At 41.8% G+C, this 13,904-nt stretch carries 11 protein-coding genes; 9 read left to right on the plus strand and 2 right to left on the minus strand.

All coding sequences use genetic code 11. The features are described from left to right. The first annotated feature begins 109 nt into the window (after nt 1-109). The 5 genes from HYD28_03935 to HYD28_03955 all read left to right on the plus strand — a co-directional run bounded on the left by HYD28_03935 (nt 110) and on the right by HYD28_03955 (nt 6,385). A complete protein-coding gene (locus tag HYD28_03935) occupies nt 110-904 on the plus strand; it encodes a VOC family protein (protein ID QLE08180.1) in 795 nt (264 codons plus the stop codon). A gap of 117 nt (nt 905-1,021) precedes the next feature. Next, nucleotides 1,022-1,687, plus strand: a complete 666-nt coding sequence (locus tag HYD28_03940; GenBank protein QLE08181.1) for an SDR family oxidoreductase — start codon at nt 1,022-1,024, stop codon at nt 1,685-1,687. A 138-nt stretch (nt 1,688-1,825) separates the two neighbouring features. Beyond that, a complete protein-coding gene (locus tag HYD28_03945; GenBank protein ID QLE08182.1) occupies nt 1,826-2,206 on the plus strand; it encodes a hypothetical protein in 381 nt (126 codons plus the stop codon). Next, entirely contained in the window at nt 2,203-4,539 is a 2,337-nt protein-coding gene (locus HYD28_03950; protein ID QLE08183.1) for a fatty acid cis/trans isomerase, read from the plus strand. The genes HYD28_03945 and HYD28_03950 overlap by 4 nt, the downstream gene beginning before the upstream one ends. Before the next feature lie 97 nt (nt 4,540-4,636). Beyond that, nucleotides 4,637-6,385 carry a response regulator gene (locus HYD28_03955; protein QLE08184.1) on the plus strand — a complete coding sequence of 583 codons (1,749 nt, stop codon included), beginning with the start codon at nt 4,637-4,639 and terminating at the stop codon, nt 6,383-6,385. Nucleotides 6,386-6,398: 13 nt separating this feature from the next. Here HYD28_03955 and HYD28_03960 read toward each other — a convergent pair whose 3' ends face one another. After that, nucleotides 6,399-7,022 carry a hypothetical protein gene (locus tag HYD28_03960; protein QLE08185.1) on the minus strand — a complete coding sequence of 208 codons (624 nt, stop codon included), beginning with the start codon at nt 7,020-7,022 and terminating at the stop codon, nt 6,399-6,401. 129 nt (nt 7,023-7,151) lie between these two features. On the opposite strand from HYD28_03960, the gene HYD28_03965 reads away from it, so the two are divergent. Further along, nucleotides 7,152-8,609 (plus strand): ATP-binding cassette domain-containing protein, encoded by a 1,458-nt coding sequence (locus HYD28_03965; GenBank protein ID QLE08186.1) that lies wholly within the window; start codon nt 7,152-7,154, stop codon nt 8,607-8,609. 28 nt (nt 8,610-8,637) lie between these two features. Here the strand turns inward: HYD28_03965 and HYD28_03970 are convergent, their stop codons facing one another. Then, complete coding sequence (locus tag HYD28_03970; GenBank protein ID QLE08187.1) at nt 8,638-9,516, minus strand: TraB/GumN family protein; 879 nt, start codon at nt 9,514-9,516, stop codon at nt 8,638-8,640. Between the two features lie 534 nt (nt 9,517-10,050). Between HYD28_03970 and HYD28_03975 the strand changes: the two genes are divergently transcribed. The 3 genes from HYD28_03975 to ilvD all read left to right on the plus strand — a co-directional run bounded on the left by HYD28_03975 (nt 10,051) and on the right by ilvD (nt 13,902). Continuing rightward, a complete protein-coding gene (locus HYD28_03975) occupies nt 10,051-11,700 on the plus strand; it encodes an acetolactate synthase 2 catalytic subunit (GenBank protein QLE08188.1) in 1,650 nt (549 codons plus the stop codon). Further along, complete coding sequence (gene ilvM, locus HYD28_03980) at nt 11,697-11,942, plus strand: acetolactate synthase 2 small subunit (protein QLE08189.1); 246 nt, start codon at nt 11,697-11,699, stop codon at nt 11,940-11,942. Before HYD28_03975 ends, ilvM begins: the two co-directional genes overlap by 4 nt. Before the next feature lie 103 nt (nt 11,943-12,045). Next, a complete protein-coding gene (gene ilvD / locus HYD28_03985) occupies nt 12,046-13,902 on the plus strand; it encodes a dihydroxy-acid dehydratase (GenBank protein ID QLE08190.1) in 1,857 nt (618 codons plus the stop codon). Nucleotides 13,903-13,904: the final 2 nt, after the last annotated feature.

Raw genomic sequence — 13,904 nt, forward strand, 5'->3', positions numbered from 1 at the left:
TTTTCAGCTAAGATAAAATTATGTGCTTCAACGAAGTGTTGCAACTATTGTCTGGTTTGATTGGTAAATTTTGCGATTGTTGCTTAAGTTTAACCAAGGAGGAACAGCCATGACAAAAATAAATACAAAACACCCCGCAGGTACTTTCTGCTGGGCAGAGTTATGCGCGAAAGACTGGCTAGCTGCGAAGCAATTTTATACGCAATTATTTGATTGGGATTTTGACGACCAACCAATAGGCGAAGATATGTTTTACACCATGCTGCAAAAGCAAGGTGATGATATTGCCGCTATGTATCAACTGCCAGCAAGTATGAGCGAGATGCCAACCCATTGGTTATTGTACATTGCTGTTGATGATGTTGATCAAAGCACAGAGCAGGCAAAATCATTAGGTGCAACTGTTTTGGCAGGGCCGCATGATGTAATGAAAGCAGGTCGCATGGTGATGCTACAAGAGCCAGGCGGTGCAACATTTGCCTTGTGGCAAGCTGGTGAGCATATCGGGGCTAAACGAGTGCAAGAGCTTAACCTGCCTTACTGGTTTGAACTTGTGTCGAAAGACATGCAAAAAAGTCGCGACTTTTATTGTCAGTTATTTGGATGGCAGTTTGAGGTGAAACCCATGGAGGGCATGGACTACATCTTATTCACCATTGATGAGCAACCGATAGCAGGCATGCTTGAAATGACCAATGAATGGCCAGATGACATTCCACCCCATTGGATGCCGTATTTTGCCGTAGCAGATTGCGATCAGGCGGTTGCCAAAGCAACGCAGCTTAATGGGGTTATTTGTGTGCCAGCGACAGACATCCCAGATGTTGGGCGCTTTAGTGTTATTACCGATCCACAAGGGGCTGTATTTTCAATTCTTAAATCAACCATTGATGAATTAACTTAACATCTTGGTTTTTGTTAATCTGTCCCAAGGTATATATACACCCAAGCCACCTCAAGATGTTGAAACTCGCACCTTGAGGTGGTTTGGATATAGAAAACCCAACTAAGGAGCAGATTGATGACTAAGCATGTGGTGGTTACAGGGGCCAATAAAGGTATTGGCCTTAATTTTTGTAAACAGTATTCAGCCCAAGGTTACCGTGTTACTGCAGTGGTTCGCACGCCAAGCGAAGAGCTCCAAGCACTCGATGTGAAAGTTATTAGCGACATTGATGTATCTAACGCCGGTGATGTTGCAACACTTGCCAATTACTTACACGGCGACAAAATTGATATTTTGATTAATAACGCCGGTATTTTTCATAACGAAACTTTAGCTGACATGGACTTTGCTGCCATCGAAAAGCAAATAAGTGTGAACAGTATCGCGCCTATTCGTATTACTCATGCGTTACAGCAAAACTTAGGTATTGATGCAAAAGTGGCGATGATCACATCGCGCATGGGTTCAATTACTGATAATGGCTCGGGCGGTTACATCGGCTATCGTATGTCAAAAGCCGCGCTTAATGCAGCTAGTGTTAGTTTAGCCCATGAGTTAAAAGATAAAAAAATTGCCGTAGGGTTATTCCATCCGGGCTTTGTACAAACGCAAATGGTTAATTTTGCAGGAGATATCAGCCCTGAAACTGCTGCAGAGCGGCTCATCAAACGGATTGATGAATTAAATCTTAGCAACACAGGTGGGTTTTGGCATTCAAACGGCGAAACGCTACCTTGGTAATTCTTTTTTCTAGGTTTTTATAACTCGGCTAGTTAGCAGCTAAAAAGCAGCTAACGGCTGATAAGTTTCGCTAATTATTGAACTTATAGTTTGCTATACTCGTACAATTAAAAGTCATTTTGATGTAGAGAACAGCACATGGAATTAGAGCAAAATAGCGATTTAACCCTTCCTCTTTTTTATTTCGATGAAAATCTTCATAGCCGTGACATCGAGTCTCCAGATTTACTATTGCATGTAACGCTAAGCGAAGAGTTACTCGCACAGCTTTGCCAAAACCCAGCTGTTGATAGCAGTGTCGCAATTGCTATTAATGAATACCGTCTTGAAGTGTTAAATGATGACTATCAAGCATTGAATGATGGCGAGCACGATGCGCAACTGACTTTAGTTCGTGGGCCACTATTAAGCGCTATGCTTAGCTGCGACAATGACCAAACCTTTGTGTCGCCTCAAGTTGATATGATGCCGACCTTTGATTTAGGTGATGACGTTGAAGATATCGAGGAGGAAGGATGAGAAAACTCCTCACGACCGTATTTGGCCTCATTTTATTAAGTGGCTGTGCTTATCTAGGTGCAGCTCATTACGATGAACTGTTTGGTGAAGAGCAGCCAAGAGAGCGTGTTGTTGCCGCATCAACTTTAGAGGGGGCAGAGTTTTTAAACGATGTAAAACCTGTTCTCGATACTCGTTGTGTTGTTTGTCACGGCTGTTATGACGCACCTTGTCAGCTTAAATTATCTTCAGTTGAAGGAATTGACCGAGGTTTAAGTAAAGAGCTTGTCTATGATGGTACTCGGTTATTAGCGCAAGAGCCAAGCCGCTTACTATTTGATGCGACAAGTACCGCTCAGTGGCGTGAAAAAGGTTTTACCCCAGTACTAAATGAGCGTGCACAAACAGAAGAAGCTAATCTTGCTGGAAGTGTGCTTTACAATGCTTTAGTGCTTAAGCAAAGCAGCCCACTGCCTAAGCAAGCTATTTTAGGCGATGAGTTTGATTTTTCACTCGATCGTGAACAAACATGTACCACGATGAACGAGTTTGACTCATTTGCTAAGGATAATCCTCACAGTGGTATGCCTTATGGTTTGCCTGGTATCTCAAGCGAAGAATTTCAGCACCTTGCTAAATGGCTTAAAAAGGGCGGTTACCTTGCTCATATTGAGCCTCCTGAAGAAGGAGTGCTAAAACAAGTCGAACGCTGGGAAGCTTTCTTAAACCAAGATGGTTTAAAGCATCAACTAGCGGCTCGCTATATCTATGAGCACTGGTATTTAGCACATATTTACTTCCCTGAGCATGGCGATAAACACAGTTATTTTAAGCTAGTACGTTCTTCGACTCCGCCGGGTGAAGAGATTAAATATATTAGTACACGTCGCCCTTATGAAGATCCTAAGGTTGAGCGAGTTTACTACCGATTGATGCATGACCGTTCGACTATCTTAGCGAAAACACATTTACCTTTAGCATTAAATGACGAAAAGCTAGCGCGCATAAACTCGCAATTTATTGAGGCTGATTACCAAGTAAATAAACTACCAAGCTATAAACCAGAAGTCGCATCAAACCCATTTAAAGCGTTTGCTGCAATCCCAGTAAACTCACGCTATCAATTTATGCTTGATGAAGCTGAGCTGATTATTATGGGCTTTATTAAAGGGCCTGTTTGTCGTGGTCAAATTGCGTTAAACGTGATTAACGATCAGTTCTGGGTTGGCTTTGCGAAACCTGAAATGGCGGCGACACCAAAAGTGGGTGAATTGTTGTTACAACATGAAGATGCCTTAGCATTACCAGCTGAAGAAGAAAGTAATGCCTTGCCGATTTCTAGTTGGGTGAAGTATTCAAAACGCCAAAACAAATATTTGTCTGCTAAAGTTGCACTGGCAAATAAAATGTTTGAGAACGGTCAGCACCTAACAACAGATTTACTTTGGCAAGGTGATGGTCATAACCAAAATGCAGCACTTACGGTGTTTCGTCATTTTGATAGCGCAACGGTTGTTAAGGGCTGGATTGGCCAGCAACCAAAGACCGCTTGGATACTTGATTACGCATTATTTGAACGTATTCACTACCTGCTGGTGGCGGGCTTTGATGTGTATGGCAACATTGGTCATCAGTTGTTAACTCGCTTGTATATGGACTTTTTACGTTTAGAGGGTGAAGCAAACTACCTTGCCTTGTTACCAGAAGCTAAGCGTAAAGAAATTAAAGCCCAGTGGTATCGTAAATCACCACCTAGCTTAACGAGCTTCTTTGAAGATGAATTGTCATTTAGTCAACCTACAGGCATTGAATACAAAACCAAGGACCCTCAATCTGAGTTGTTCAATATGCTTAAAGATAAACTGAAGCCCATTTTGAGCCCTCGCTATGACTATACCAAAGTGCCTGAACCATTGGCTAAAATTAACGATCTTCCGGTTAAAGCCGTTAACTTGCTGCCGCAAATTTCATTTGTGTTAGTCAAAGGTAGCGATGATAAACATAAGGCATACACCCTGATCCACCATAATGCTCATTACAATATTTCAAGCTTACTGAACGAAGAGGGTCAGCGTGCTTATGATGAAGATACAGTGACGATTGTGCCTGGATTTATAGGTGATTACCCAGAAGCAATTTGGTATCTACACAACGAACAGCAGATTGCTGCATTTGCAGCTGGGCTTGCAAAAGCAACAGATGAAGCAGCCTACAGAGATCTGAAAAGCGAGTTTGCAATTCGCCGTACGCATCCGCAGTTTTGGCAATATAGTGATATTTTACACCGTGTAGCAAAAGAATATCGTGGCGTCGAGTTTGGTTTGTTTGATTATAATCGATTGGAAAATAGATAAATTTCTGTTGAGTGTCATCTTTAAAGCCCACTTCAAGTGGGCTTTCTTGTATTCTATGAACTACAATTATTTTAAAAAAAATAATGAGTAAAGCACGTTGCAGCTAATCATAGATATTAGAAAACGATATCGCTGGGGATTATTGGCGATTGCTATATTGATCTCTGTATCAGCTATCTTGATACAGAGCCTTTTGTATATCCAAAAGGGTGATGCCAAAGTCATTAATATTGCCGGTAAGCAACGCATGCTGTCACAAAAAATAGCCTTGTATGGCAATGCACTTACCAATCTTGAATCCGAACATTTTCAACAGCAACACCGAAGGCTATTGCAACAATCCGTTGAGCAGTTCATTGCAGGGCATCAATTTTTAATTCAGCAAGATGAGCAAGGTCACTATATTCATTTGAATGAGGCGCTTGAGGCTCATTACTTCTCGCCGCCTACTGCATTAGATGAGCACGTGAAGCGTTATGTTAGTAAAGCGCAGCTATTACTCAACAATACCGATGGTTTTGGCTATGTGGATCGCCCAACATTTGTTAGCAACCAGCTTGAGGCGCTGCTAACTAAACTGGACCAAGCGGTTAAATTACTTGAGCAAAAATCAGTTCAAAAAGTGACATTTTTGGCGGTTTTAGAGTTGTTGTTTTGGCTCACAACCATAGCGTTATTAGTCGCTGAGCTATTTTTCATTTTTAAACCTATGGAGAAACTGATCACTAACAACATTGCTAAGTACAAGGAGCAAAAAGAGTTTGCTGAGCGTGTAAATAAAAATAAAGAGCGTTTTATTGCCCGCACCAGTCACGAGTTTAGAACACCATTGCAAGGATTAACTGCATCAATCGAAGCCCTTGATATTAGCGACAGTCAGCAGCTAACTAAACAGCAGGCGCTTTATTGCGTTAACAGGTTGGTGGCAATGCTAGATGAGCTAAATGACTTACATCAGCTTACCTCGGGAGAATGGCAGTTAAGCTTTACTAGCAGCAATTTGTTATCAACATTAAAGCAAGCTATCTCACCGTTTGGATATGCCTGTAATGATAAAGGTATTACCTTGAGCGTGAATTTAGCTGAGTCACTCAATAAAGAGGTAATCACTGACCATGCTAGGCTGACTCAAATCGTTGCTGAAATTATTAATAATGCCGTTAAATTTACTCCAAGCCAAGGCCGTATTGCCGTAACAGCAGCGTGTCAGGGTGAGCGGCACTTTGTAATGGAAATACAAGATAACGGTAAAGGCTTTGAAAAACCGCCGACAGACTTACTTAGTTACGAAAATGACTTTGAACAACATTTCCAAGGGTTAAAAACTGGGGTGCTACGGGTTATGCACATTGTCAAAGCATTAAAGGGAGAGATCCAATTTCTTAATGCCGAGCCACAAGGTGCGAAGGTGGTGATGAATTTAGAGCTAGAGTGTGCAACCACACCTGCAATGCCTGAGTCAATTCCGCAATCTTTACATTGTTTAATCGTCGAAGATAACCCACTTAATGCCACTATTTTAGGACGTATAGTAAGTCATTTAAATTACAGTTTTGATGTGGCTGAAAATGGTTTAATCGCCACAGATAAAACGTCAGATAAGCACTATGATTTAATCTTTATGGATTTGAATATGCCGGTTATGGATGGCTTTAAAGCAATTGATATTATTCGCAATGAGCAGGGCCAGCAGGTGCCTATTTTGGTGGTAACTGCCAATACATCAAATGATGATTTGCAACGAGTGTATGAGCTTGGGGCAAACCTGCACGTATACAAACCTATCACCCTAGATTCGGTGCAAAAAGCTCTCAGCATTTTATTTACTGAGAGCTCACAGGGATAACCTAAGTATTAAATTAGTGTGTTACCTTGATGTCGCCAACACCCACTTCTACTTCAATATCGTATTGGCCGTTGCCACGATAGCTTGAGTGCGAGCTAACAACTTTTCGGCTGGTATTACCGTCATTTTTTAAGCCGCGAATTTTGGTGTCGCCCACACCGGTATCAAGCTCTATGTGTTTGTAGTCATCAAGCGCACTATCAATTCTTACCGCGCCCACACCTAGTTCAATATCAACCGAATTACTCGCATCGTTAATTTCGATATCGCCAACACCTAGTTCGACATCAATTGCCATCGATTTAGGCATTTTTACATGCCAGTCTTGTTGAATGTCATCGTTATCTAATTTTAAGTTAAGTGAGCTAGCACTTTGCGAATGGCTTAATTCAATATCTGATAAATCAACATCAGAGCTGAACCAGCTATTGTCATTCTTTGGTTCAATGCGTACCGTAACTACGACTTCGCTGCCGTCATAGCTTTCAACTTCTAAGCTGCCTACCGGAAAATCAATATCAAGCTGGCTTGCGCCATTAATTGCGAAGTTGTGACTTAGTTCGCGTGAATCTTTTGCCATAGCGTATGACGTTGTCAGTGCTAGGCCTATTGCTGCTACACAAAGTAATTTTTTCATAGTCTGTTTCCTGTTGATGACCTTTTATACCTTAGTCGCAGCTGTGTTCAAAAAAGGTTTAAACGAATTTTATTTTTTTATCGAATGCGGTAACGTCAACCTAACGGTAACTTAGAATGAGGATTCAAAGTGCAACAAGTACAGTTGGTTAATGTTAAAGCCAGCCTAAAGGGGCAGGGTAATGACGTTTATTATTTAGATGATCTCAATATCAATGTATCGCCATTGCAGCAATGGGTTTTACTAGGCGCTAATGGCGCGGGAAAATCGGCCGTGGCTGCTGCCATTGCAGGTTTTGCGAAAATAGAGCAAGGCCACTATGAGAATCGCTTTGAGCGAATTGCGTTAGTTTCCCCTGACAGTCAAAAGCAACTCCTCGCAACTGAGCTTACAAAAGATCTAGATGATATTATTGATGGCGTAACTACTTTTAGTACGGTTTATGAGCTTATAATTGCTGGTCGGGACGAACATCAGCTTGATAGCGAGTTGCTTCAGCAGTTAATTAGCCTATTTGATTTTAGTGACAAAGTTAGCAAAGCATTTCGCGATTTATCAACCGGTGAAACCCGCAAACTTATGCTGATTCGAGCATTAATAGGTCGACCAGATTTACTTGTACTTGATGAGCCTTTTGATGGTTTAGATGTCACGGCCATGACTGAGCTCAATCAGTTACTAGCTAAGTTTAGTAAAACAACGACCCTCATTTTTGTGCTCAATCGGTTAACGGAAATACCAGATTTTGTTGATCACTACGCCTATGTTAAAGAGGGCCATGTGATTCAGCAATTAGCAAACCCCTCCCCTGAGCAGCGCGATGACTTACTAAAGTTATTACATCTCACTCATACTCAGTTACAGATACCTGAGGCTGATATTGACCATCAAGCGCCTCCGCTCGATGACTCTATGCTGGTAAGACTCAATAACGCAGCAGTGGGCTATGGCGGTGAGGTCGTTTTTGAAAAACTAAACTGGCAAATAAACCAAGGCGAGCATTGGCAGTTAACAGGCAAAAATGGTTCAGGTAAAACCTGTTTGCTGAACCTTATCACTGGTGATAACCCACAGTGTTATAACAATGATATTAAGGTGTTTGGCTATCAGCGCGGAAGTGGTGAGAGTATTTGGCAAATTAAACAGCACATTGGTTATATTTCTAACGCGCTGCATATGGATTATCGGGTCAGTATCTCGGCGCTCAATACGGTAGTTTCGGGCTTTTATGACAGCATTGGTCTTTATCAAAAAGCCACTGATAAACAGCTAACCATTGCTAAAAAGTGGTTGGCTTTATTAGGTTTAAGTGATAAACAAAGCAGCTCATTTAGTCAGTTGTCTTTTGGTGATCAACGCTTGCTGTTAATTGCACGAGCTATGGTTAAGCACCCTAATTTATTGATTCTTGATGAACCTTGCTTAGGTCTCGATGAAGCAAATAGGCAGCGAGTTTTATTACTGATAGAAAAGATCTGCGCTGCAGGTACCAGTACCGTGGTTTATGTTAATCACCACGCGAGTGATAAAATTGTAGGTATCGAAAACTATTTAGAGATGTCTGATTTCACAAAAAAAGCGCCATAAAGCGCTTTTTATATTCGGATTACTTAACTTATATACGGGTAATGGTAAAACCTTTATCTGTTAGTTGTTTTAACAATCCGTGTTGCTCAGGTAGGTGTAAAGCCCCGACAGCAATAAACAGCTTTTCTTTACCGATGCGAGCAGATAGTTGATTAACCCAATTGTTGTTACGGTCTATCAACATAACTTGCTCACTTAGCTGACCATATTGAGAGTCATCAAAACTTTCGTTGTAAAACTGCGTAAGTGTTTTCATATCGCCCGATTTCCAAGCCTTAATAAGACCAAAAAAGTAGGTATCTACATCAGCAAGTTGGTCGAATGTTTCTTCGATCATTTTGTCATTCATAATTGCTAAGTGTTCAAACATTTCCATTTGGTGTTCTAGGGTTTCTAGCTCACCTACTGATATGTCATGCTGTTTAGCATAAGCAAGTACTTGCTTGTCGATGCCGTACGGATCTGAAAAACCAACACTTTGGAACTCCATTTGCATCATGGTGACCATTACCGCCCACGGTGCTAGGTTTTTAAACATCGCAATATCAATTGATTTATCAGCAAAGTATTTTTGTAATTTAGTGTAGTTTTCTGGCGATAACTCTGACTGTAAGGTTTTACCATTTTTCAGCATCATAAATGGCAATGACCGGCGCTGCATTTCCATGGGGGAAATCACGCTGATATCGACTTCAACGATGACTTTATCTGAGTTATCGAGTGCTTTAGTTACCTTGCTTGGTAATCCTTTCATGCTTTTATCACCAACATGGACAGTACCAAATAAATAAGAAGTAACTCCGTTTTTCTCTACTTTCCATAATCCCGGCTCTGCGAGTACATGTTGGCTGAAACCAAGCAGTAGCAGCATAAAAAACAGGGCATTTATACGCTGGACGAACTTCATAACTTTCCTTTTCATAACGTGGTTATTTTCAATACTAAACTAATTTTTCAGAGGCGTTAAAATAAATCAGCTTAAAGCAAAGAAAATTGCATGTTTTTGATAAAAATTAATCAATCATAGAATAGTGAATAACGAGGTATGAAATTTCGATATATAAAAAATAGTGAAATATAAATCTCGATATTTTCATTTGTTAGATATTTATTTCTTTAATTTTGCTTTTTAGACTGTTTTTTGAATTGATTTTTATGTTGACTTACAGGCCCTAGCGCGGTACTAATAGAAAAAGGCAGCGGGATGGCTAGATATCCGCTACAAATGAACAAATTTTGGTTACAGATAAATGCTTACAAACAAACTTTCTCTAATTCTAATTAACGTCGTGGTGATTATTATCACCGCGGGGGCTAGTTAGTGCTTAGAGAAAAGTAAAGCATTTAAAAGCCCCCCGCACTTAACAGTTCGGGGGGCTTTTTCGTTTTAAGGTTTGAGTCGCAGCAAATACACAATGTCACTGAGGAATGAGGATTTACGATGACAGGCGCAGAGTTAACAATCGATTTATTAGCTAAACATGGCGTTAAGGATGTTTTTGGTTACCCGGGTGGTGCCATTATGCCTATTTACGACGCTTTGTACGGTGCGCCAGTCAAACATTATTTGACCCGTCATGAACAAGGGGCTGGCTTTGCCGCTGTGGGTTTTGCGCGAAGCACAGGTAAGTTAGGCGTGTGTTTTGCTACTTCCGGCCCTGGGGCGACCAACTTAATCACAGCCCTTGCCGATGCGATGATGGATTCAGTGCCATTACTTGCTATCACAGGTCAAGTACCAACCGCAGCGATAGGCTCCGACGCCTTTCAGGAAGTGGATGTGTTAGGCATGTCGTTATCTTGCACCAAGCATAGTTACATGGTTGAAAGAGCTGAAGATTTAGCCGAAATATTACAAGAAGCCATCCACTTAGCGCAAAGCGGCCGTCCTGGTCCTGTGTTAGTAGATATTCCGAAAGACATCCAAATGGCGCAAGTACCATTTCATCCTTGGTTAGCTGCCGAAGATCACTTACCAAAATTAGACTCAAACCAAGTTGCTATTGCCAATCAAATCTTAAGTGAAGCCCAGCGCCCTGTAGCGTATATCGGTGGTGGTGTACAAGCTGCCAGTGCACAAGATGAATTAATGCAGTTTTTAGAAAAAACACATATGCCTGCAGTATCAACGTTAAAAGCGTTAGGTAGTGTATTACCTGATTATGAATATGACCTAGGAATGCTAGGTATGCATGGTGGTAAAGCGGCTAACTTAGCGGTGCAAGAGTGTGATGTTTTGGTCTGTATTGGTGCCCGCTTTGACGACCGTGTCACTGGAAACTTAAGCAAGTTTGCGGCAAAAGCAAAGGTTATTCACCTTGATATTGATGCCGCAGAGATTGGTAAACGTAAGCCTGTAAAAGCGTCATTAGTGGCAGACTTAAAAACTTCATTACCGCAACTAGAGTGTTTTGTAACTCCAGATGAGTGGCTAACGCACATTGCAAGCATGATGAAAGAGCATGCATGGCGCTATGACTACCCGGGTGAAAAAGTATTCGCACCTTATTTATTGAACCAGCTAAGCCAAAAAATGCCATCAACTGGTGTGGTGTGTTGTGATGTGGGTCAGCATCAAATGTGGGTTGCGCAGCACATGAAATTTAGTCACCCAAGCAATCATTTAAGTAGTGGTGGTGCAGGTACCATGGGCTTTGGTCTACCAGCAGCCATCGGTGCACAAGTTGCTCGCCCAAATGATTTTGTGATCACAGTGTCGGGTGATGGTTCAATCATGATGAACATTCAAGAACTGGCAACGATTCGTCGTAACAATCTGCCAGTTAAAATTTTAATCTTAGATAACCAACGTTTAGGCATGGTACGTCAATGGCAGCAGCTATTTTTTGAAGGTCGTTATTCTGAAACAAACCTTTCAGATAATCCTGATTTTGTGCAGTTAGCAGCAGTGTTTGGTATTCCAGGTCAAACTATCACTAAAGCAGATGAAGTTGATGCTGCGGTTGATGCGTTAGTAACTAGTAAAGGTCCATACATTCTCCATGCCTGTATCGATGATAAAGAAAATGTATGGCCGCTTGTACCGCCTGGTGCAGCCAACGATGAAATGATGACGGAGACAGTAAAATGAAACACACCCTAACGATTGCACTAAAGAATCAAAGTGTCGCTGTAGAGCGCTTTTTACGCGTTGCGCGTCATCGCGGCTTTGACCTAACAACAATGAATTTAGAAATGGCTGATGAAGCGTTTCACGTCACCATGACAGTAGACAGCGATAAGCCGATTTATCTACTAACATCACAGTTGAGTAAATTGGTCGATGTAAAACACGTCAATGTTGAAAACCAATTTCAACAACAAGCAATCTAGTATAAATCAACAGGTAACTAGAGCAATCAAACTGATGCTTTAGTGAGTAATAAATTAGGAATGAGGAAGTCAGTGGCATGCCACTGCAAAAACTGAGGTAATTATGGCTAAATTAAGAAGTGCAACAACAACAGAGGGTCGAAAACGTGCAGGAGCGCGTGCTTTATGGCGTGCAACAGGAATGACAGATAAAGATTTCGGTAAGCCTATTATCGCTGTTGTAAACTCGTACACTCAGTTTGTACCGGGTCATGTTCACCTTAACCAGCTCAGTGAGCTGATGGCCGAAACCATTACCGAAGCGGGTGGTGTACCAAAAGAATTTAATACTATTGCAATCGATGATGGTATCGCGATGGGTCACGGCGGAATGCTGTATTCACTCCCATCGCGTGATTTAATTGCTGACTCAGTTGAGTACATGGTAAATGCCCACTGCGCTGATGCCATGATCTGTATTTCTAACTGTGACAAGATCACTCCTGGAATGATGCTGGCAGCACTTCGTTTAAACATTCCTGTCATTTTTGTATCAGGTGGTCCAATGGAGGCGGGTAAAACACGCCTTGCTGATATCGACATCAAACTTGATTTAGTTGATGCCATGGTTAAGGGTGCTGATACTTCAGTAAGCGATGAAGACTCTGAAAAAGTTGAGCGCTCGGCATGCCCTACCTGTGGTTCATGTTCGGGTATGTTTACTGCTAACTCAATGAACTGTTTATTAGAAGCGATTGGTCTGGCACTACCGGGTAACGGTACTACACTTGCGACCCACAAAGACCGTAAACAACTGTATGTTGAAGCAGGTGCACGCATTGTTGATTTATGTCGTGAGTATTATCAAAAAGATAATGCAGCAGTGTTACCACGCGCTATTGCCAATCGTACCGCTTTCATGAATGCAATGGTGGTTGATATTGCTATGGGTGGATCATCAAATACGGTTTTACACTTACTAGCAGCAGCGCAAGAAGCGGGTGTTGATTTTGATATGTCGCATATCGATGAGCTTTCTCGCAAAACACCATTCTTATGTAAAGTGGCACCAGCGACAAACAAATACCATATTGAAGATGTACATCGCGCTGGTGGCATGATGGCTATTATCCGTGAGTTAGGTAAAGCAGGCCTTGTCGATTTATCTGTTGATCATGTGGCGGGTCATACAATGGCTGAAATGGTAACTAAATGGGATGCGACTGATCCAAGTAATGAAGTAGCGCAAAAATTTTATAAAGCAGGCCCTGCTGGTATCCGCACAACAAAAGCAATGAGCCAAGAATGCCGCTGGCCTGAACTGGATAATGACCGTGAAAATGGTTGTATCCGCAGCGTTGAAAATGCGTTTCGTCAAGATGGTGGCTTAGCGGTGCTATCGGGTAACTTAGCCCTTGATGGTTGTATTGTTAAAAGTGCTGGTGTGGTTGAAGAAATGCTGCATTTTGAAGGCCCAGCAGTCGTTTACGAATCACAGGATGACTCGGTTGAAGGCATTCTTAACGGTGAAGTAAAAGCGGGTGATGTTGTTGTGATTCGCTACGAAGGGCCAAAAGGCGGCCCAGGCATGCAAGAAATGCTGTACCCAACCAGTTATTTAAAATCAGTTGGCTTAGGTGAAAAGTGTGCGCTGATCACTGATGGTCGTTTCTCAGGTGGTACATCGGGTTTATCAATTGGTCACGTTTCCCCAGAAGCGGCAAGCGGTGGTGCAATTGCCTATGTTGAAAATGGCGATAAGATAGTAATTGATATCGCAACTCGCGAAATCACATTAGCTCTTTCTGATGAAGAGCTTGAAGCTCGTAAGCAAAAGCAACTTGCACGCGGGAAAGATGCTTACAAACCTCTAGATCGTGACCGTTATGTTTCATCTGCACTTAAAGCCTATGCCTTACTAGCCACCAGTGCAGACAAAGGAGCTGTGCGTGATTTAGCTAAACTTGAGGAGCTTAGTTAATT

The organism is Pseudoalteromonas shioyasakiensis (genome assembly GCA_013391845.1).
GTDB classification, from domain to species: Bacteria; Pseudomonadota; Gammaproteobacteria; order Enterobacterales; family Alteromonadaceae; genus Pseudoalteromonas; species Pseudoalteromonas apostichopi.